This window comes from Embleya sp. NPDC020886 (assembly GCF_044333915.1).
Lineage (GTDB): Bacteria > Actinomycetota > Actinomycetes > Streptomycetales > Streptomycetaceae > Embleya.
On record NZ_JBIRRX010000001.1, the window covers coordinates 749,114 to 770,423 of the forward strand.

Sequence of the window (21,310 nt, forward strand, 5' to 3'; positions counted from 1 at the left end):
GCTGTCACGCGCTGGGAACGAGGCGCCCGCCGGCGGCCCCGCCGTGCCGGGCGACCTGGTGGGCCAGGTACTCGTACTGCCCGGGCAGGCGCTCGATCAGGGCCGAAGCCTGCTTGCGCACCCGCTCGAACTCGTTGCGCGCGGTGGTCGGATCCAACTGGTCGAGCACCGGCAGCGACCGGACCGGCAGCCCGCCGAGGCCCAGGATCATGGCGGTGTACGAGTACGGTTCGAAGCCGTGGAAGCGCGGGAAGACGGAGTTCTCGTCCGGCAGCGTGGCGCTCCACTGCTCCAGGCGCTCGGCCAGGCCGTCGGGCACCGCCCGGGTCTTGGTGTCCCGCCAGTAGTCGTTGTCCGCCCGAGCCGCGGCGTAGTAGTGCAGGAACAGGAACTCCCGCACCCCGTCCATGACTCCGCTCACCTGGTGGTTGTAGGCCCGGCGCAGCGGCTCGTCGTCCCGGGTGCCCGGGAAGTGCTTGACCAGTTGCTCCACCCCGTTTTGGATGAAGAAGATGCCGGTGGACTCCAGCGGCTCGACGAAGCCGCTGGACAGGCCGATGGCCACGCAGTTCTTGACCCATGACCGGGCGCTGCGGCCGATCCGCATCTTGATGTGATTGGCGGCCAGGTCGGCACTCTTGGGGCCGACGAACCTGCGCAGCGTGCGCTCCGCCTCCTCCGGCGTGGTGTAGTCGCTGGAGTAGACGTAGCCGGTGCCGAGCCGGTCGAGCAGCGGAATGGTCCAGATCCAGCCGGCGTCCTGTGCCGAGGCCGTCGTGCAGGGCCGCATGCCGCCGGCGGCGACGTCCACCGGGACGCGCAGGGCCACCGCGCTGTCGTTCGGCAGGGAATCCTGGTACGAGACGAACGGCTCGCCCAACTTCTGGTTCAGCAATAGACCGCGGAACCCGGTGCAGTCGACGAACAGGTCGCCGCCGAGCGGCCCGTGCTCCTTGGTCAGTACGTCCGTGATGTAGCCGTCGGCGTCCAGGCGCACGTCGACCACGTCGTCCCGGACGTGTCGCACGCCGCGTTCGACGCCGTACTCGGCCAGGAATCCGGCGAGCAGGGTGGCGTCGAAGTGGTAGGCGTACGGGAATTGGGTGCTCTGGCCCTCGGGGGTCGCGCGGGACATGTCCTGTGCGTCGCCGGTGGTGAAGTCCCCTTCGAACAGGCCCCCGTCCAGGTGGCGGGGCGAGCGCTTGGCGTCGCAGAGTGCGGCCAGCACGGAGCAGTCCCGGTCGAACCGGCCGGACGGGCGGTCCCGCAGCCACCATTCGGCGAGCGGGAAGCCCTCGACCACGCGGGGTCGTTCGAAGGGGTGGTAGAAGTGGTGGCCCGGGGCGCGCCAGTTCTCGAATCGGATGGCGAGTTTGTACGAGGCGTGGCAGCGGGGCATCCACTCCGGTTCGGTCAGCCCCAGGTGCCGGAAGAATTTCCGGACGGTGCTGAACGTGGCCTCGCCCACTCCGATGGTGGGCACGGCCTTCGATTCCACGAGTGTGACCGACAGTCGATCACCGAAGCTCGCCTTGAGATGGGTGGCGGTCATCCAGCCGGCTGTACCTCCGCCGACGATCACTACGTTCTCGATCATGATTCCCGTCTTGGTCGATGCCTCGAATGGGACGGGACCCGGCGATTCGGTATGAGACTCCAGCGGGATCCCGGTAATGCACCCGACTCTGACACGGGCGTCCACAGGGTCGGTCGACGGGAAAAGATTCACGAAAGACGCGCTTCTTTCCGGCCGGGGCGACCGCGGATATGCGGGTGATCTTTCACCGACCGGCTCGGTTGCCCGGACCGGTCCGGTGTGTTGCCGGTTATCCCCGGGATCGATAAACGGATCACCGTATTCCGCTGCGCGGCGTCGGGGGCGTCAGGGTTCGGGCAACAGCCGTATGCGCAACGGTTCCAGCCAGGCGCGACCCGCGAGCAGTTCGTACTCCCGGACCCGACCGTCCTCGATGGCGAAGCGAATGACGAGTCGCAGCCGCCCTTCCGGCGCGACCAGCAGGCCGACGCGGCCGTCGATCATCGCGAGTTCGACGTGTTCGGCGGCGGCGCAGAAGTGGCTGATCTCGCGAGCGACGGCTCCCGCGCCGCGCACCTCGCTCGGGTGGTTCGCCGAGACGGCCGCGGCGTCGACGCGCCGCACCACGTCCGGAGCCAGGCGCGCGGCGATCTTGGCGGTGTCACCGGTGCGGGCGGCGGCGAGGAAGGCGGCCACCACCTCGCGATGCTGGGCCAGTTCGACCGACCGGCGATGCTCGTGCGGTTCCCGCACCTTGTGCCGGGCCCGGCTGGCGAGCTTCTTGGCCGCCGCCTCGCTCCGGCCCAGGGTCGCGCCGATCTCGTCGAAGGGCACGCCGAACATGTCGTGCAGTACGAACGCCACCCGCTCGGCGGGGCTGAGGGCGTTCAGGACGACGAGCAGCGCGATGCCGACGGATTCGGCTTCGAGCACCCGCTGTTCGGGATTGCCGCTCGTCACACCCGTGGCCGGGGCCGGCAGCGGATCGCTCGGCTCCTCGGTGCACACGTGTCGGCCGCGCAGTATGTCCAGGCAGATACGGGAGACCACGGTGCGCAGCCAGCCCGGCAGGTTCCGCACCGACGCGGCGTCGACCCGCTCCAGCCGCAGCCAGGTGTCCTGCACCGCGTCCTCCGCCTCCTCGCGCGAACCGAGCATGCGGTAGGCGAGGGCGAGCAGGTCCCTGCGGTTGTCCTCGAAGCACGTTGCCAGGAATTGGCGCTGGTCCATCGGTCACCTTTCCGGTGTGCAATCCGTCGTACAGATGACCCTGAGGTAACGGGTCGTGTGACGAATGCCTGACGAGGAAAGGTGCCATGGCCATCCAATGCGACGAGACCGTCGGGATTCGCCCTGTGTGCGGACCTCGTTCACGTCCCGAACCCGACGGGCCCCGAGCCCCCGTCCTCTGCCCGGCTAGGGATCGGGCAGAGGACGGGATCGTCCGCCACGCCGGCGACGAGGCGCCCGGCGTCGGCCGGTCCGGTGGCGGGTTACATGGTCTCGGGTTCGAGGATGTAACCGCGTCCCCAGATGGTTCGGATGCTGAGGCGTACCGAGGCGATGCGGCGGCGCAGTCGCATGATCTGAAGATCGAGAGCGTTTCTGGTGATCTTCCCGGTCAATTCGATCAACTGTTCCTCGAGCTCCGCGCGATAGACCACTTCGCCGTAGTGCGCGACGAACTGTTCCATCAGGCCCGCCTGCGTGCTGGAGATGGCCACCGAGTCCGTACCGAAGTAGAGCACTCCGGTGGAGTCGACGGCCGGAATTATGAGCCCGTGCGCACGTTGTGTTAACGCTTGGATCCGGGCTTCGACATCTTCCCGAGGGGCCGGCGTTCTGATCCAGTCCTCCGAGGGATCAACGCAGATGGGAGCCCGATTTCCGGCCTCCACGACGAGAAGGCAGGGAATGCCCGCCTTCTTGCAATCGTCTCGCGTGCTCGCCTCGATGGGCCAGCGCACCAACTTGACGCTCTTGCTCAAGGGTGTCCCCCAATGCACAGAGTTCTGTTGTCGATATTCCCTTTTTGCACCCCATGGTTCACGCGATCCTGCAAATCGGATGGTACGTACGAAAAAAGCAGACCGAGGCCGGGATGCCACGCCGCGGCTCCAGATGTGTACCCACCCGGATTGGATTTCTCATTTCCCCGGACGCCATTTTTCACCGGGCGCCGAAGTCGCGTGTTCGCGGAGCATGGAGCTCCGCGAACACGCTGCCCCGACGGACGGGACGATGGAACAAGTCACCGCGAACGATCGCTGAGCGCCTCACTCTCCCGGGGGCTTTCCGACTCCGGCTTCGCCTGCGGCCCCACGGCCACCGAACGCACGGCCCGCTGTCGGAACCCCGCGTACGCGACGGCGGCCGCGACCAGGGTGCAAGCCGAGGCCAGTCCGACGGCCATCTGGTAGCCGTGCAGGAAGGAATCGATCGCGGTCTGCTTGACCGAGGGGCCCAGCGTGTCCACGACCTTTTCCACCCGCCCGCCGCCGACGTTCTGCGCCTGCTGCGTGGCCTGGGCGTGCCGGACGCCGTCCAGGCCGGAGGTCTTGCTCCGCCACGAGGAGGTCGCCATGTTGACCCCGACGGTGCCCAGCACCGCCAGGCACACCGAGGAACCGATCTGCCGGGAGGCGTTCAGGACGCTGGAGGCCGCGCCCGAGACCCCTGCGGGCACGTCGCGCATGGCCGCGTGGGTCGTGGCCGGGACGAACGTGCCGAACCCTCCGCCGTAGAGCGCGAATCCCAGCGCGCTGACCGCGAACGGGGTGGTCCCCGCCCGGCTGAGCAGGAGCACACCGACCGCGGCGACCACCGTGCCGCTGACGGTCACCACCCACGTCTTGAACCGGGCGTCCAGGCGCCCGCCGAACTGCGCCATGACCAGGAACGGGATGTTCATGAACAACCACGACAGGCCGGTGCGCATCACGGACCAGCCCGCGACGTTCTGGAAATACAGCGTCACCCAGAACAACGCGCCGGTCATTCCGCCGTAGCAGAGCATGTAGATGCCCGAGGCGCTCACGAAGCTGCGCGCGCGCAACAGCGCGGGCGGCAACATCGCGTGCGGGATGCGGCGCTCCCACCAGAAGAACGCGGCCAGCAACACGGTTCCGGCGACCAGGGGTAGGGCCACCAGCGTCGAGCCCCAGGGGTGGGCGGAGGACTCGACGAAGCCGAGCGTGAGACAGACCAGCGCCAGGCCGCTGATCGTCATGCCCGGCACGTCCAGCTTCCGGGCCCGCGGATTGCGCGATTCGCGGACCGCGACGACCGTGCAGACGATGCCCAGGGCGGCGAACGGCAGATTGATCCAGAACACCGACTGCCAACCGAAGAAGGTCAGCAGGATGCCGCCGCCGACCGGTCCGGCGCCGAAGCCGGTGCCGCCGATCGCGGCCCAGGCGCCGATCGCGCCGGCCCGCTGTTCCTGCGGGTACGTCTCCATGATGATGGGCAGGCCCAGGGCGAGCATCGCCGCGCCGCCGACGCCCTGCAGGGCGCGGAAGGCGATCAGTGAATTCGCGTCCCAGGCAAGGGCGCAGGCGACCACACCGATGGTGAAGACCACCATGCCGGTGAGGAACACCCGCTTACGGCCATAGCGGTCGCCGAGGGCGCCGCCGGCCGGGATGATCGCCGCCAGGCTCAGTGAGTAGGCGCCGATCACCCACTCCAACTGCGCTGCGCTCATGTGCAGTTCGTTCTGCACGGAGGGAAGTGCCACGTTCACGATGGTCAGGTCGAGCGAGGTCATGAACGTCGCCATGCACATCGCGAACAGGACCAGGCGGCGATGTTGTGTCTCGGTGAGTCGGAGGCTCATGTGCCCTCCCGGTCGGTCGTCGGGCACAGTGCCGACCCGACTACGCTATGCGATGTGGTGATCATCCGTACTCCCAGTGAATCCGTGACTGCCAGGTCCTGACCGCCCACTGGTAATGACCCCTGTCGCCCGAGGAGTGTGACCGTGTCCGATCCCGATCAGCTTGCGGAGCAGTTCGAGCTCGCCCGGCCACGGCTCGGCACGGTCGCCTATCGCATGCTGGGTTCGCATGCCGAGGCCGAGGACGCGGTCCAGGAGAGCTGGATCAGACTCAGCCGCACGGACGCGGACGAGGTGGAGTCGCTCCCGGCGTGGCTGACGACCGTGGTCAGCCGAATCTGCCTCAACGTGCTGCGCTCCCGTGCGGCCCGGCCGGAGGATCCGATCGGGCTGCGGCTGCCCGATCCCGTGCTCGGCCGGGAGGAGACCTTCGGCCCCGAGGACGATGCGCTGCTGAACGATTCGGTCAGCCTCGCGCTGATGATCGTGCTGGACACGCTGGCGCCGACCGAGCGGGTCGCCTTCGTCCTGCACGACATGTTCCATCTGACGTTCGACGAGGTGGCGAAGGTGGTCGGGCGCTCCACGGTCGCGGCGCGTCAGCTCGCCAGCCGGGCGCGCCGACGGGTGCAGGGCGCCTCGGCGAGCTCGGCGGACGGCGACTTCGCGACCCGGCGCCTGCTGGTCGACGCGTTCTTCGCCGCGGCGCGGGGCGGGGATCTCGACGCGCTGGTGGCCCTGTTGGATCCGGACGTCGAGTTGCGCGCGGACGGCGGGCGTACCCTCGTCTCCGCCTCGGCCGTGGTCCGGGGGGCCGGGCCCACCGCGCAGCGGGCGGCGTTGTTCCGGCAGCCCGGGGTGGTGGTGCGGGCCGTGCTGGTCAACGGCTCGCCCGGCGCGCTGGTGGAGCGGGACGGGCGGCCGGTCTCGGTGATGGGGTTCGCCATCGCGCGGGGCCGGATCGTCGGGATCCAGATCCTGCTGGATCCCGACCGGCTCGGGGCGATGGATCTGGCGGCGCTGCACGGGTAGCGGGCGCGGGGTGGCCTGCGTGGGCGCTGTGTGGGCGGCCTGCGTGGGCGGGCTGCGCGCGGGCGGCCGGCGCGGGCGGCTTCCGTGCGCGGCTGCTGCGGGCGGGCGGCCGGGAGGTCCGTCAGGACACGCCGACCAGCTTCTCGCTGCGCCGCAGGCGGGCCCGTTCCTGCTCGTTGACCTCGATGCGTGAAAGGGCCCGGCGAAGTACCGGCGGGGTCATCATCGTGGTGCTGATCGCGATCAGTACCACGATGGTGTAGGCGGCGGTGTTCAGCACGCCCAGTTGCAGTCCGATCCCGGCCACGATGATCTGGATGACCCCGCGCGCGTTCATCCCGGCGCCGAGCACGAGCGCGGTGCGATGGTCGAGACCGGCCAGTCGGGCGCCGAGAAAGGCCCCGGCGAACTTGCCCACGACGGCCACGGCCAGCGCGCACAGCGCGGCCAGGGCGATCACGGGCCTGCCCAGCACGGTCAGATCCAGCCGCAGGCCGGCCTCGGCGAAGTACAGGGGGGCGAACACCGACAACGTGACCGCGCGCAACGGCGCCAACCGGCCCACCGTTTCTCGGGTGCAGGTGCCGATCAGCAGGCCGCCGACGAGCGCGCCGAAGGACGCCTCCATGCCTGCGGCCTGGGTCAGCGCCGCGCTGCCCAGGATCACCACGGTCGCCGTGGCGATGGTCGTCCCCGCCGCGGTCACCCTGGCCATCAGCCACCCAATGGCCGGCCGGACGATCAGCGTCGCGCACACCACGATCAGCAACAGCCAACAGACCGGCTTCACCACCGAGACGACGGTGAGGCCGCCCACGGCCGCGGCGGACGCCACGGACAACAACATCCAGCCGCTGACGTCGTCCACCACCGCGACGGCGATGGTCAGTTGGCCGAGGTCGCGGTGCAACAGGCGCATGTCGGCGAACATCTTGGCGATCACCGGCAGGGCGCTGACGCACATCGCCACCCCGACGAAGAACGCGAACAGGCCGCGATCGTGGTCGGCGGGCAGCAGGCTCGCGGGCGCCGCGAAGCCGATGGCGACCCCCAGGGCCAGCGGGATGAGCAGACCGAGGAGGCCCACGCCGAGCGAGGTCCGACCCTTGCGGCGCACCAGGCCGAGATCGATCTCCAACGCGGTCACGCCCACGAGCAGGATCACTCCGATCTGCCCGACCGCGTCCAGCAGGTGCATCTGCGGTGCGGACGAGGTCTCGAGCCAGTCCCGAAGCCCGGGCGCGAGCCCGCCCAGCACCGATGGCCCCAGCAGGACACCCGCGGACAACTCGCCCAGGAGGGCGGGCAGTCCGAGCCGCTCGGCGAGCCGGCCGAGCAGCAGTGCCACACACAACAGCGTCGACACTTGAACCAGGAGCAGCAGAAGCGAATGGCCGCCCAGGGGCGCGGCGGTGTCGGACGGCATGACGTGCTCCTAGGCGTCGGATTCGGGGAGCACGGCGATCGCCCGAGACGGGCAGACACGCGCCGCGTGCCGCACTCGGTCCTCGAGTTCGCCGGGCACGTCCTGGCGGAGCAGGTGCACGATGCCGTCGTCCTCGCCCTGGTCGAACACCTCGGCCACCGCGAGTACGCACATTCCGGAGCCGATACACCGCTGTTGGTCGGCGGTCACACGCATGACAGATCCTTTTCTCGCGTCGATTCCGATTCCGACGGTCGCATTCCACGGCCGGTCGCAATTCCACGGCCGGCCGCGCATTCCGCGACTGCTTGCGTCACCGCGGTGAAAAGCGCACCGGCAGGCTGCTGTACCCATTGAGGAAATTGGACTGGATCCGGGTCGGCGTCCCCAGGAGTTCGATCTCGGATACCGCGCCGACGAGCGCGCCCATCAGCGCGCGCAGTTCGACCCGACCGAGGAAGGCGCCCAGGCAGTAATGCGGGCCGTGTCCCAAGGCGACGTGCTTGTTCGGGGTTCGGGACAGCTCGAAACTGCGCGGCGCCGGAAAGACCCGCTCGTCGTTGTTCGCCGAGATGTTCCACAGGGACACGATCTCTCCCGCGCGCACGGCCTTGTCGCCGATGACCCGGTCGCGCACGGCGGTACGGGCGAAGTGCAACGAGGGCGTGGCCCAGCGCAGGGCCTCCTCGACGGCCGTGTCCGGGTCGATCCGCCCCGCGCGCAGGGCGTGCCACTGCTCCGGGGCCTCCGCCAGCGCCTTGACCGTGCCGACCGCCGACACCCGCGAGGACTCGTCGCCGCCGATGACCAGGCTGTAGCAGTTGAGAGCGACTTCCTCCAGGGTCAACGGCTCGCCGTCGATGGTCCCGGTCGCGATGGTGCTGACCACGTCGTCGCCCGGATGTGCGCGGCGGAAGGCGCCCAGATTCATGAAATACAGGACGAGTTCGTTGCGTGCTTCGAGGGAATCGAGTTCGTCGGCACCGGCGAGTGCGCCCTTGCTCCAGTCGAGCAGGTCGGGGCGATCCCGTTCGGGCACGGAGAGCAGATCGCAGATGGTGTTCATCGGCACGTGTTCCGCGACCCGGGTGGCGAAATCGAAGCTGCCCTCCTCGACCGCGGCGCCGATCAACGCGGTGGTGTACGCCTCGACTTCGCGTACGACCCGATTGAGCACCTTCGGCGAGAGGGCGCGCCACAGCAGGGCCCGCAACTCGCGATGCCGGGGTGGGTCGGTCACGGCCAGCATCTTCCCGCCGGCCGAGTCGTCGCCCCGAAGCAGCACGTCGAGCACGGTGCCGCGGCCGGAGCCCAGGGTCGCGGGATCCCGGTAGCAGTCCACGACGCTGTCGTAGTCGGTGACCACCCAGAATCCGGGCAGATCACCCGACGCCTCGTGCCAGTACACCGGTTCGCGGGCCCGGGCCGCCGCGAAGAACTCGAAGGGATCGTGCTCGAAAAACGTGCGCGAATCGGTCAAATCAACCGAGGTGACTGCCGCTGGGCTCATTGTTCGAAATCCCCATCGTAAAAGGTACCGACTCCGGCACGCGGATCCTTACACGCACCCGGGACCGTACGAACAAGTTGTGTCAGAGATCTGTCGCAGGCGACCGGGAATTGACGGAGAGTCGAAAGATTTCCTCGATGCATTCATCCGCCATGAGAACTTACGAAGGCATCGGAGCGGAGGAGTGAAAAGATGCCCGTTACACGCCGGAATTACTGCCTGCGGACTCTGACCGACGCACCGGTCACCCCGGCCGCCCCGCAGCCCGTCGCGCGGCTCGTCTGTCTCCCCCACTCCGGCGGGACCGCCGCCGCCTACGCACCGTGGGCCGCGAGCCTGCGACCGGACATCGAGCTGCTCGCCGTGCAATACCCGGGGCACGGCGACCGCTTCGGCGAGCCGGCACCGGACGACGTGCGGACACTGAGCGCGGAACTCGACGCGGAGCTGTCGCGCCTGGACCCGCTGCCCACCTTCCTGTTCGGGCACAGCCTCGGAGCCCTGGTCGCCTACGAGAGCGCCCTCGCCCTCGCCGCCGACGGTCGGCCGCTGCACGGCCTGCTGGTGTCCGGTTGCCTGCCGCCGAGCAGGCAGGGCGGGGGCCGCACACACCTGTGTCCCGACGAGGAACTGTGGTCCGTGGTCTGCCGCATGGGCGGCGTCGACCCGGAGATCGCGGACAACCCCGACCTGGCGCAGGTACTGCTCCCGGTGCTGCGCGCGGACATCACCGCGCACGAACGCTACCGACCGGCCGCCCGGGCCACGCCGCTGCGCTGCCCCGTCCGCTGCCACCACGGCGCACAGGACCCCCTCGTCGACGGCACCGGGTTGGCCGGCTGGGACGCGGTCGGCACCGGGACCTTCAGCCTGCTCGAACGACCGGGCGGACACTTCCACCCGTTCCGGGACCCGGCCGGGCTGGTGGCCGAGATCCTCGCCTTCATCGACGCCGCACTCGATTTTTCGGACTCTAGGACGCGGAGCCAACCATGGCCGACCTGAGCTATACCTCCTACCTCCAAACGGAGACACTGCTCGCGCTCCAGAAGACGCAGATCCCCGAGACGGCCGACCGGACCGTGGTCCTGGCCGAGCACTTCTTCATCGTCGCGCACCAGTCCTGCGAACTCTGGCTCAAACAAACCATCGCCGACCTGAACCTGGTCACCGAACTGCTGTCGACCTCCCCGTATCGCTCGACCCCCGCACATCGTTCGGCCAACGGGTATCGCCCGACCTCCCCGTATCCCGGCGGCAACGGGGTCGAGGTGAGCGTGGAACTCCTGCAACGGGCAAGCGAGTTACTGCGGGTACTGCACGAGCAGGTGATCGTCCTGGAGCGCCTCCAGCTCCGCCACTTCGTCGAGTTCCGGCCCTATCTCGGCACGGCCAGCGGAGCACAGTCGGATCAATTCCGCGTACTCGGCCGCCTGATCGGCGACAACAAGCGCGACGGAGAACTCTACGAAGCCTTCGTGCAGAGCGCCGCGCACCACGGGCACAGCGTGGCCGAGATCTGCCGCCTGGGCCCCGACATCGGCGGCCTGCACCGCGTCGCCGAGGCGCTTCTCGACGTCGGCAACGGCTACTGGCGATGGAAGGTGGCCCACCTCGGGCTGATGTCGAGGATGGTCGGCGGACAGGAGGGCACCGGCGGCACGACGGGGGAGGAATTCCTGATGCGCCGGATCACCCTCCCCTTCCCCGAACTCCGCCGGTTGCGCGGCTCACTCCACGCGGCGGAACTCACGAGCAGCCCGGCGTGACGTCGGCGGGCACCCTGCCCACCCCGGCGGCACAGGCGGCCTCCCCCGGCCGCGGACGTCCGGTCCCGATCCGAAACGGCTGACACATGCTGGAATTCGACGCAGCGGACATGACCACGCGGCAGCGCGAACGGCTGCTGCTGTGGAGCGTCGTCCCCCGACCGATCGCCATGGTCAGTACGGTCTCGCCGGACGGGGCGGTCAATCTCGCGCCCTTCTCCTACTACACCGCTGTGGGCTACTCCCCGATGGCGCTGCTGTTCTGCGCGGGCCGCCGCGCCGACGGCTCCGAGAAGGACTCGTGCCGCAACGCGCGACCACCGGCCGAGGGCGGCACCGGCGAGTTCACCGTCAACGTCCTGATCCAAAAACACGCCGAGGCCGCGACCGGCGCGGCGAAACCCATCCCCCACGGCCGATCCGAATACGAACTCGTCGGCCTGCTCCCCATCCCCGGCACCCGGGTGGGCAGCCCACGCATCGACGGCTCACCCATCGCCTTCGAATGCCGAACCTCCGCCATAGTCCCGATCGGCGACCACTTCGTGGTCATCGGCGAGGTCGTCCACGTCACCGCCGAGGAAGACCTGCTCGACACCGACGACTTCCACGTCGACCTCACCCGCCTCGACGCCATCGGCCGGATGGGCGCCGCCGACTACCTCAAAACCCAGGACCGCTACACCCTCGACCCCTGACCCCACCCGAAGCCCAGGACAGGGTGCCGTCCTGGGCTTCCCGCGGCCCCGGCCGCCCGCCTGCCACGCGACCTCCGCAGGGTCGTCCGTCCGCAACAGAGGCATGAGCGGCCGGGCGCCGGCGATCCCATACCTACGGTGCGGGGAGGGGCGGGGAGACAACCTCCACCGCTACGCCTGCCACCCCTGCGTTCCTCAGGATGCTCGCGAGGAACTCGACCTCCAGGTGGGTCCCGGACCAACCGGACGCCATGGCCTGGCTCGTCATCGTCGACGCGGTCCTGAGGTCGACCTGGGATACCGCGCGAAATGCCTTGAGCAACTGGACTTTCGCCCGAGAAGAGTCCCCGACCACGAGTCTCCGAGCAGCGTGCTCGGCCAGAATTGCTTCTCTGACGAAATCCGGCGCCGGGTCCACCCCCCAGTCGCTGTAGCTCACGGGTGGTCTCCCCACTGTGTGCGGTCGGCCGGGACGGTGTCGACGGGCAGGCCGGCGTTGATCCGCCGGATGGTCTCTTCGGTTTCCGGCCAGTCGGGGCTGCGGCGCATGCGGACCTCGGATTGCCAGGGGCCGAGCATGTCGGCGAGGGGCTGGAGGTCTCCGCTGTCGCGGGCGGTGTCCAGGGCCTGGCCGTACTCCTTTTCGAACTCGTCGCGGAGGTCGGCGGGAAGTTCGGCGCGGATCTCGGCGGGGGTGGCGTGGTGGGTGCCGCCGAAGCCGATGGTGTGCCGGGGCCGACGGGGGTCGGTGGTCTGCTCGTCCATGCCGCCAGGGTGACACCGCACGGGTGGTAATCGGTAGCCGGCGCACACGGGTGGGTTACCCGCCGGCCGCGCGCCTGTCCAGTGCATCGAGCACACGGACCCACGGGTAGGTCGGGATGCGGCTGCCGCCCGTGCCCGGCGGGTGCGGCCGGAACCCGTCGGTGCCGTACAGGACCTCGACCCCGCATTCCCGAAGGGTCGCGACGGCCCGGTCGACAGCGGGGTGGGCGGCCTGGGCGGCGTTCCAAAACGGCAGGGCCGCGATCGGCAAGCCGAGCCCGATCGCCTCGGTGAGAACCCCCAGGGCGTAGGTGTCGGCGTGCCCGTCCGCCCACTTGGTGACCGTGTTCATCGTCATCGGCGCCACGGCGACGGCGTCCGCCTTCGGCCACCGACCGGGCTCATTCGCCCGCCGGTAGCGGTGGCGGACGGGGCGGCCGGTCACTGCTTCGATGGCTGCGGGATCGACGAACCCGCCGCCCTCGGCCGCCGGCGTCGCGACCGTGCACACGTCCCAGCCCCGCCCCCTGGCGGCCTCGACGAGGACACCGACGTGCGGCGCCGGCCCGGCCGCGCACACGACCAGGTACAGGACTCGATCGCTCACAGGGGTACTCCCGATCGGACGGCCAGGGGTCGCAGCTCCGGGAGGCGACCGTACTCGTCGCGACGCACCAACTCGCCGATGAGGTTCCGCGCGACGGTGCGGGAGCGGATCTCCTCGGGTGCCTGCTCCGCCGCCGCCGGCAGGGCGATGCCGGCCTGCTCGGTGCGTCCGCAGACGGCGAGAGCCCGAGCGACGTCGAGCCGGAACACCGCCCGACGCTCGGCCGCTTCGAGGCCCGCGACGTCGACACCGCAGGCGCCTCGACAGCCTGCCCGGCGTTGCCCGGCGTGAGGGCGAGGGACACCCTGTGGACGCTGACGTTGGTGGGGCCGAACGCGGTAAAGGCGCGGTTGCGGTCGCCGTCGAGCATGGCCGCCGCCTGTTGCGGCCGAACACCGTTCTTCCACTGGCGTGTTGATGATCCGCCCCCGCGAAACGCCTGGCCGAGCTCGCGAACCGGTGAAGAGCATCTTGCGATGTGTGCGATTCCCGGCGGAGGCGAGAGCGGGGATTCTACGGTGTGGCCGGCAATGAACCGGTTCCGGGCGATCCGGCGGTTTGTCGTGTGGCTGTAGCGAAGGGGGACGGGCATGGGTCGTCGGCAGTTGGTGTACGTGTTGCCGGGCATCGGGGGGAGTGTTCTGGAGGAACCGCCGTCCGGCAAGCGGCCGGGTCGGCGGGTGTGGGACGCGGGATTGGGGGACATCGCGGCGTCGTTCCTGCGTCCCGGCCGGCTCGATCCCGACATCGCGCTGCGACCGGTCGGGTTGATCACGTCGAAGCGATTGCTCGGCTGGACGCCGGTCCACGGCTATGAGCGGCTGATCAAGGAGGTGGGTACGGGCGCCGTCGTGGACTGCGGACACCCCGATACCCGCAACCTCGCCGCCGATGTCGTGTTGTTCCCCTACGACTTCCGGCTGAGCGTCGTCGAAGCCGCACACCGCCTGGCCGCCGACGTCCACGACCGGCTCAAGGATTGCAGCGAGAAGGAACGGGCGGGACGCGTCGTGGTGGTGGCGCACTCGATGGGTGGGCTGGTGGCCCGCTACTGGCTCGGTCCGTTGGAGGGCCGGCGGGTGTGCCGGTCCCTGGTCACCCTCGGTACACCCCATCGCGGTGCGCCCACGGCTCTCCGCTGGATGGTCAACGGCATCCCGCTCCGGCCCGGCATCGGCGGCCCGAAGGGAGCCCTCACCCGATGGCCGTCGATCGCCGAACTCCTCCCCCAGTACCCGGCGGTGTGGGATGACTCGGCTCAAATATCCCTGTACCCGAAGGACTTGCCGATCGAATGGTTGCGCTCGCGGGCCGAGACCGGCGCACGGACGCACGCAGACATCAAGAAGGCCTGGGACGTGTTGCCACGCACGACGGAAATGGTGCCCCGGGTCGGGTGGAGCCACGCCACCGACGGGGTCGCCCACTGGGACGGAAAGGCCCTGCGGATGACGGGCGAGCAGCCGACCTGGCTGGATCTGGCCGGCCGCGAGGACGAACTCGGCGACGGCACCGTCCCCGCGTGCTCGGCGGTGCCGCAGGAAATGAGCGGCCACAACACGATCGCGATGCGCGTCGCCGAGAAGCACGGACCGATGTCCGCCGCCGCGTGGGTCGCACCGATGCTCGTGCCCTACGCGGAAAGGCGCCCGCTGGACGCTGTCCGAGGCGACCGCCACAAGACGACGCTGGGCCTGGACATCGACGACGTCCACGCCGAACGCAGCCCGTTGTCGGTCCAGGTCGCCATCCGCGGCGAGGACGCGCCTGCCGGTCCCCCGGCCGATGTGGAGGTGTGGGCGACCCTGCGGCCCGCCGATGCCCCGCCGGGCACACCGGAAATCGAGATGTGCTTGACGGCGGACTCGACCGCGGGTGCGTACGTGGGCGAATTCGCCGGGCAGCCGGTGGGGGTGTACGAGATCACTGTGGATGCCGAAGCCGTCCCGGGTGCCGGCGACCTGACCGCCCGCGACCTGGTCGCGGTGGTCGCCCCGTGAGCGATTGGCCCACCTGGAGCCTCACCGGCGACGACGCCGCACTGGCCCGATACGTCGTACCCGACGAGGTCGCGGGCCTGGTCCGCGAACTGCCTCCCAAAGCACTCCTGAACAGCCCCATCGCCCACCTTCGGGCGGTCTACGAGGCGTTGGCCGCACACGGCATCCTCTACGACCACGAAGAACCCACCACCGACTCCGGCCGCCAGGTGATCCGCGAACCCGGCGAAGTCCTGTGGAGCCCCGGTCGCGGCACCTGCCTCGACCTCGCCCTGGTCATGGCGGGGGCCTGCCTCAAGGCCGGCCTGCACCCGATCGTCGTGCTCGTCGACTCCACGAGCGGCGGCGCGTCCCACGCGCTGCTCGGCGTGTGGGTCCGCGACGCCCCCCACCCCGTGGAGCCCTCGGGCGTGTGGCACAGCCCGCCCTCCGCGTGGGGCGGGCTCACCCGTCCCTCGCCCTCGGGCCGCCGGCCCCCGCTCGTGCTCGTGGACCCGGTCGGGATCGCCCGGGGCCTGCCCACCGCCGCCACCCGCGGCCTGAACGCCGACTTCGACGAGGCGGCGCGCTCCGCCACCCACTACACGCCCTTCCCCGACGAAGCCGGCACCGCGTCCTGGGCATGGCGCGTCGGCGTTGACGTCAAGCGCCTATGGCGCGCCCAGAGCGTCCACCCCACCACCAGCCGCCCGGCCGGGGACCCGCTGCGCGAGCCGTACATCAGCCTGGACACGGTCCCCGAAGCCGCCCGCACGCCGATGCAACTCCTGCGCGCGGACTACGGCATCGTGCCCTTCGAGGCCCGGGACGAACTCACCGTGCTCGCGGACTGGTGCCACACCGTCGCCGCCGGCCGCCGCACCGGCATCGCGGTCGTGCACGGCCCCGGCGGCGCCGGCAAAACCCGCCTCGCCCTCGAACTCGCCCAGCGCATGCGCACCCGCCACGACTGGTACACCGGCTACCTCAAGAGCGACGAACCCCTCGACTGGCTCGGCGCCGTCGTCACCCCCACCCTGATCGTCGTCGACTACGCCGACGCCGCCTCCGACCGCACCCGCGAACTCCTGCGCATCCTCGGCCTGCGACGCGGCGCCCCTGCGGCCGTCGTGATGACCGCCCGCTCCGTCGAAGGCGACTGGCTCGACGACCTCCGCGCCTCCTGGACCCGCAGGGGACAACTCTGCGACGAACTCCGCCTCCGCCTGCCCTCCGAACACCCCGCCCGCAGCAGGCTGTTCCGCAGCGCCATGGACGCCTACGCCGCGCAGCGGGATCCGGGCGCAACGCCGCAGGACACGACACTCGACGCACTGGTACCCGACCGGTGGTCCACCCTCGACTACGTGCTACTCGGCCTGCTCGCCGCCCGCCGCGAGGGCCCACTGCCCGCCACACGCGGCGACCTGTACGACGAGGTACTCGACCACGAACGCCGCTACTGGGCCCAGACCCACCAGGACCTCACCGGCACCCGCAAAGCCCCCACCGCCGTCCTGGCCCGGGCGGCGGCCTGCCTGACCCTGCGCGCACCCACCACCGACGCCCAGGCCCACGCGGCGCTCCGCGCGGTCGAGGAACTGTCGGACGACGGCCGATGGCGGGAGGAGGTACGCACCGCCCTGACCACCTGCCTACGCCCCGGCGTCGGCGAACCCCTGGTGGTACGCCCCGACCCGATCGGCGACCACCTCACCATCCAGCGGCTCGCGGACGACCCCGACCTTCTCGAACGTGTCCTGAACGGCCTCGAACCCGACCCACTGCATCAGACCCTCCTCCACTTCAACCGCGCCGCAGCCGCAGACCCCGAAACCGCCAACTCCCGTCTCCTCACCTGGATCGATGCAGGCGCAAACCGATGGGAGGCGGTCCTGCCGGTCGCCTCCGCACAGGGCGGCGCCGCCCTCGCCACCTTGGAACTCGCGGTCCGCCGACCCAGGACACCAACCTGGCTCGACGAACTCGCCCGTGCCCTGCCGGAGGCTCACACCGGCCTGGTCCACCTCGCGCACGATGTCGAGGTACGCCGCCTGACGGACTTACGAAACGACAATGCGACGCCAACGGAAGCACTCGCCGCGCAACTGACACGCCTCAGCCCGCGACAAGCGGACATCGGTGAGCACAATGCGGCGCTGCTCTCCGCCACCGAAGGCGTGGACCACTACCGCGCACTGGCCCAGGCGAACCCGGCAACCTTCCTCCCCGACCTGGCCGGAGCCCTCAACGGCCTCTCGAACCGCCAGTCGGAGACCGGGAACCGGAAGGCCGCGCTCAGCTCGGGTGCCGAGGCCGTCAACCACTACCGAGTACTCGCCCGGGCCGATGCCGCAACCTTCCTCTCCGGCCTCGCCGCCGCCCTCGACAACCTCTCGACCTGCCGGGGCGCAACCGGGGACCGAAACGGGGCACTCACCGCAAGCACCGAAGCCGTCGACCACTACCGCACACTCGCCAAAGCCGACCCCGCAACCTGCCGAGACGGCCTCGCCGCCGCCCTCAACAACCTCTCGATCTCCCGGGACGCAACCGGGGACCGAAACGGGGCACTCACCGCAAGCACCGAAGCCGTCGACCACTACCGCACACTCGCCCAGGACGACCCCGCAGCCTTCCTCCCCGACCTCGCCGCGTCCCTCAACAACCTCTCGAACCGGCAATCCGAGAGCGGGAAACGGGACGCGGCACTCATCTCGATCGTCGAAGCCGTCCAGCTCCGACGCACACTCGCACAGACGAACGCTGCGGCATTCCTCCCCGACCTCGCCATGTCCCTCAACAATCTCTCGAACCACCTGCGCGTAACCGGTGATCGAAACGCGGCACTTGCCTCGGCCACCGAGGCCGTCGACCACTTCCGGGCACTCGCCCAGGCCGATGCCGCAACCTTCCTCCCCTCCCTCGCCGCCTCCCTCAACACTCTCTCGAGCCGCCAACGCGCAACCGGGGACCGGCACGCGGCACTTGCCTCGGTCACCGAGGGCGTCGACCACTACCGCACACTCGCCCAGGACGACCCCGCAGCCTTCCTCCCCGACCTCGCCGCGTCCCTCGACAACCTCGCGAACTGCCAGTCGGAGACCGGGAACCCGAACGCGGCACTGACCTCGATCACCGAGGCCGTGGGCCACTACCGGGAACTCGCCCAGGACGGCCCCGCAGCATTCCTCCCCGACCTCGCCTCCTCCCTCAACACCCTCTCGGTCCAGCAGTCCCGAACGGGGAACCGAGAGGCGGCCCGCACCTCAAGCACGGAAGCCGTCGACCACTACCGCACACTCGCCAAAGCCGACCCCACCGCCTTCCTCCCCCGCCTCGCCACGTCCCTCACCAACCTCTCGAACCACCAGTCGGAGACCGGGAACCGGGACGCGGCACTCGTCTCGAGCACCGAAGCCGTCCGACTGCAACGCCCGCTCGCGCAGGCGGACCCCGCCACCTTCCTCTCCGACCTCGCCGCCTCCCTCAACACCCTCTCGACCTGCCGACTCAAGACCGGGGACCGGCACGCGGCACTCACCTCCAGCACCGAAGCCGTCGACCACTACCGCACGCTCACCGACGCCAACCCGGAGACCTTCCTCCCCCACCTCGCCACATCCCTCACCAACCTCTCGAACTGCCAGTTCAAGACCGGGAACGGTCACGCGGCACTCACCTCAAGCACAGAAGCCGCCCACCACTACCGCACACTCGCTCAAGACGACCCCGCGACCTTCCGCCCCCGCCTCGCCATGTGCCTCAACAACCTCTCGGTCCAGCAGTCCCAAACCGGAAACCAAAAAGCAGCCCTCACCTTGATCACCGAGGTTGTCGACCACTACCGCGCACTCGTCCAGGACGACCTCGCGACCTTCCGCCCCCACCTCGCCACGTCCCTCAACAACCTCTCGGTCCAGCAGTCCCAAACCGGAAACCAAAAAGCAGCCCTCATCTCGATCACCGAAGCCGTCGACCTCCACCGCACACTCGCCCAAGACGGCCCCACAACCTTCCTCCCCGACCTCGCCATGTCCCTCACAAACCTCGCGAACTGCCAGTCCGAGAATGGAAGCCCGGACGCGGCGCTCACCTCGATCACCGAGGCCGTCGACCGCTACCGCGCACTCGCCCGGGACGACCCCGCAGCCTTCCTCCCCGACCTCGCGATGTCCCTCAACAACCTCTCAAGCCGCCAGTCCGACGCCGGAGACCCGAACGCGGCGCTCACCTCGATCACCGAGGCCGTCGACCACCACCGCGCACTCGCCCGGGACGACCCCGCAGCCTTCCTCCCCGACCTCGCCATGTCCCTCGAGAACTTTTCGCTCCTGCAGACGGATGCCGGCCTGACCAAAGCAACCTGGCTGGGCGTCTTGGACGACCTGAGGCCAACCCCGATCGCCATGGCCGAACTGCGCACCCGCTACGCCCGATATCTGATGGACAGCGACAGATCTTCCGAGGCAACAGATCAACTGGTCCAAGCAGCGGCTGAAACCTATGAAGGATCGTCACATCGCCTGGGACTGACACGACGGGCGATCCGCGATGTGGTGCTGCTCGGCAAAAGCCGGGACGAGCGGCTACCGGCCTGGGCGGTATTCCATCCGGACGACGAATGCGCCGCCCTCCTGGAGGCATGGGCCGAGATCGAGACCTGGGCCGGCGTCGAGGCGTTCGTCACGCAAAACTCCACCTGGCTTCAGACGGCGGCCGGCAGAACCGACCTCGACGCGGCGCAGTCCCTGTACCCGGGACACGCCGCTCTCGGCCGCCTGGCCGAGACATTCGACGCCATCGCACGACTCGGTGTCGCCACGTTCCTGGCCGAAGGTCGCGACGACAACGAACGCCGAGCGGTCGTGAAGGCCTGGCTCGACACGCCGACTTGGGACGACTCGATCCGCTTCCTCGCCGAGCATGCCGACGAGCTGCACACCCCGGCAGTCCGGCAACTCCTCACCGCAGCCGGCGACACCGTCGACTCACGCCGACACCGGGCCATCCTCGACCTCAGCGAACACATGGCCGCGGCAGACGTACTCGCCCTGCTCACCGACCCGTCCGTCGCGGCCAACCATGCCCTGGACGCCATCGAACACGCCGACGTGCCCTGGATGACAGCCGTGCTCGCGGCCTGCCCACCCGTCCTGGAGAACCACGACGCCAACGCCGCAGTCCTCACCGCCGTCCTGGCCCTCGCCGACGGCTCCCCCGACGAGGCCCGCGCCTGCGCGATGTACGCCGCCGAACACGCCGACGACCTCCAACGCCGAGCCCACGCAATCCGCCTACGCGCCCTCCACCACGGCCGCCCCGACCTCGAAGCCGCAGCAGAACTCGTCGACATCATCAACCCCTGACATCGGCCCACCCGACCGCGCGCCACAGCCATCGCAGCCGGCAACCACCAGGTCCCGAACGGGGCACAACCATCGATTTCCGACGCCCCGCTGCCCTCGCACCCCAAAATCCCCACCCGCCACAAAACGCACCCCGCCCGTCCCGGCCGGCCCAGAGCAGCTCTACGCCTTCACACGGTGATGTGGCGGCAGCCGGATAGTGCAGGAACTGCACCATTTCGGCCCCAATCCGGCCCCGGCTGGAATCAAAACGGGCATCCATCTGGTCAGATGGATGCCCGAACCAGATAAACACGCAGGTCAACCAGGGTGGGCACAGACAGACTCGAACTGTCGACCCCTGCTTTGCAAGTGCCGATGGGGTGGTGACGGGAGGTGCCACAGAGGGATGCCGTGTCCCGGGCCTCACGTAGTCCGTCGAACTGCGACAAATCACCACAGGATCAACGCATGGCAACTTCGGGGCCTACCAGGTTCCCACCCCTCTCAGGCTCGATGTCGTCCTCGCCCCGGTGCGCGAGGCGTGAAATCTTTCCAGCGCCGCCATCCACCCCACCGCCGGTGGTTCGGGGACTGAGCGGCACCACCCGTCAGCGCGTGATCGGCGAAGCGCAACAACGTGATGAACAGCCAGGGGCCTGCAACTGACGTGCGCCGAACGCCCCCGAGAACCTGGGCAAGCCGCGCCCGCGATACTGGAGCACGACTGCAGTACACTGGTGGATTTCGATATGTTACTAAACTCTAATAAATTGGCCAAGTAATTGACATTCATAATAT

16 protein-coding genes are annotated in these 21,310 nt (G+C 69.4%); 6 read left to right on the forward strand and 10 right to left on the reverse strand.

Annotated elements, in window-relative coordinates; genetic code table 11:
* Positions 1-4: 4 nt before the first annotated feature.
* The 4 genes from ACH4U8_RS03120 to ACH4U8_RS03135 all read right to left on the reverse strand — a co-directional run bounded on the left by ACH4U8_RS03120 (position 5) and on the right by ACH4U8_RS03135 (position 5,375).
* On the reverse strand, positions 5-1,597 hold the full coding sequence (locus ACH4U8_RS03120; protein ID WP_395775674.1) for a tryptophan halogenase family protein: 1,593 nt from the start codon (positions 1,595-1,597) through the stop codon (positions 5-7).
* 285 nt (positions 1,598-1,882) lie between these two features.
* Positions 1,883-2,767 (reverse strand): sigma-70 family RNA polymerase sigma factor, encoded by an 885-nt coding sequence (locus tag ACH4U8_RS03125; protein ID WP_395775675.1) that lies wholly within the window; start codon positions 2,765-2,767, stop codon positions 1,883-1,885.
* A gap of 263 nt (positions 2,768-3,030) precedes the next feature.
* Positions 3,031-3,525 (reverse strand): helix-turn-helix domain-containing protein, encoded by a 495-nt coding sequence (locus tag ACH4U8_RS03130; protein ID WP_360310422.1) that lies wholly within the window; start codon positions 3,523-3,525, stop codon positions 3,031-3,033.
* 263 nt (positions 3,526-3,788) lie between these two features.
* On the reverse strand, positions 3,789-5,375 hold the full coding sequence (locus tag ACH4U8_RS03135; RefSeq protein ID WP_395775676.1) for an MFS transporter: 1,587 nt from the start codon (positions 5,373-5,375) through the stop codon (positions 3,789-3,791).
* 144 nt (positions 5,376-5,519) lie between these two features.
* Between ACH4U8_RS03135 and sigJ the strand changes: the two genes are divergently transcribed.
* Positions 5,520-6,407: an RNA polymerase sigma factor SigJ gene (sigJ, locus tag ACH4U8_RS03140; protein WP_360310426.1), complete on the forward strand. Its 888-nt coding sequence runs from the start codon at positions 5,520-5,522 to the stop codon at positions 6,405-6,407.
* A 121-nt stretch (positions 6,408-6,528) separates the two neighbouring features.
* Here the strand turns inward: sigJ and ACH4U8_RS03145 are convergent, their stop codons facing one another.
* The 3 genes from ACH4U8_RS03145 to ACH4U8_RS03155 form a co-directional block, all read right to left on the reverse strand.
* On the reverse strand, positions 6,529-7,833 hold the full coding sequence (locus ACH4U8_RS03145; protein WP_395775677.1) for a cation:proton antiporter: 1,305 nt from the start codon (positions 7,831-7,833) through the stop codon (positions 6,529-6,531).
* Positions 7,834-7,842: 9 nt separating this feature from the next.
* Positions 7,843-8,049 (reverse strand): ferredoxin, encoded by a 207-nt coding sequence (locus tag ACH4U8_RS03150; RefSeq protein ID WP_360310430.1) that lies wholly within the window; start codon positions 8,047-8,049, stop codon positions 7,843-7,845.
* A 97-nt stretch (positions 8,050-8,146) separates the two neighbouring features.
* A complete protein-coding gene (locus ACH4U8_RS03155; protein WP_395775678.1) occupies positions 8,147-9,343 on the reverse strand; it encodes a cytochrome P450 in 1,197 nt (398 codons plus the stop codon).
* A 192-nt stretch (positions 9,344-9,535) separates the two neighbouring features.
* Between ACH4U8_RS03155 and ACH4U8_RS03160 the strand changes: the two genes are divergently transcribed.
* From ACH4U8_RS03160 to ACH4U8_RS03170, 3 genes are all read left to right on the forward strand, one after another.
* Entirely contained in the window at positions 9,536-10,348 is an 813-nt protein-coding gene (locus ACH4U8_RS03160) for a thioesterase II family protein (protein WP_395775679.1), read from the forward strand.
* On the forward strand, positions 10,336-11,112 hold the full coding sequence (locus ACH4U8_RS03165) for a tryptophan 2,3-dioxygenase family protein (RefSeq protein ID WP_395775680.1): 777 nt from the start codon (positions 10,336-10,338) through the stop codon (positions 11,110-11,112). The genes ACH4U8_RS03160 and ACH4U8_RS03165 overlap by 13 nt, the downstream gene beginning before the upstream one ends.
* 110 nt (positions 11,113-11,222) lie before the next feature.
* The gene (locus tag ACH4U8_RS03170) at positions 11,223-11,810 is read left to right on the forward strand and encodes a flavin reductase family protein (protein ID WP_360310438.1); all 588 of its coding nucleotides are present in this window, start codon (positions 11,223-11,225) and stop codon (positions 11,808-11,810) included.
* A gap of 435 nt (positions 11,811-12,245) precedes the next feature.
* Here ACH4U8_RS03170 and ACH4U8_RS03175 read toward each other — a convergent pair whose 3' ends face one another.
* The 3 genes from ACH4U8_RS03175 to ACH4U8_RS03185 are packed head-to-tail and all read right to left on the reverse strand — an operon-like array spanning position 12,246 to position 13,391.
* Positions 12,246-12,575: a DUF6247 family protein gene (locus ACH4U8_RS03175; protein WP_360310444.1), complete on the reverse strand. Its 330-nt coding sequence runs from the start codon at positions 12,573-12,575 to the stop codon at positions 12,246-12,248.
* Positions 12,576-12,630: 55 nt separating this feature from the next.
* The gene (locus ACH4U8_RS03180; RefSeq protein WP_395775681.1) at positions 12,631-13,182 is read right to left on the reverse strand and encodes a flavoprotein; all 552 of its coding nucleotides are present in this window, start codon (positions 13,180-13,182) and stop codon (positions 12,631-12,633) included.
* Entirely contained in the window at positions 13,179-13,391 is a 213-nt protein-coding gene (locus ACH4U8_RS03185) for a hypothetical protein (protein WP_395775682.1), read from the reverse strand. The genes ACH4U8_RS03180 and ACH4U8_RS03185 overlap by 4 nt, the downstream gene beginning before the upstream one ends.
* Before the next feature lie 381 nt (positions 13,392-13,772).
* On the opposite strand from ACH4U8_RS03185, the gene ACH4U8_RS03190 reads away from it, so the two are divergent.
* The gene (locus ACH4U8_RS03190) at positions 13,773-15,182 is read left to right on the forward strand and encodes an alpha/beta fold hydrolase (protein ID WP_395775683.1); all 1,410 of its coding nucleotides are present in this window, start codon (positions 13,773-13,775) and stop codon (positions 15,180-15,182) included.
* Entirely contained in the window at positions 15,179-20,530 is a 5,352-nt protein-coding gene (locus ACH4U8_RS03195; protein ID WP_395775684.1) for a hypothetical protein, read from the forward strand. Before ACH4U8_RS03190 ends, ACH4U8_RS03195 begins: the two co-directional genes overlap by 4 nt.
* The last annotated feature ends 780 nt before the right edge of the window (positions 20,531-21,310 follow it).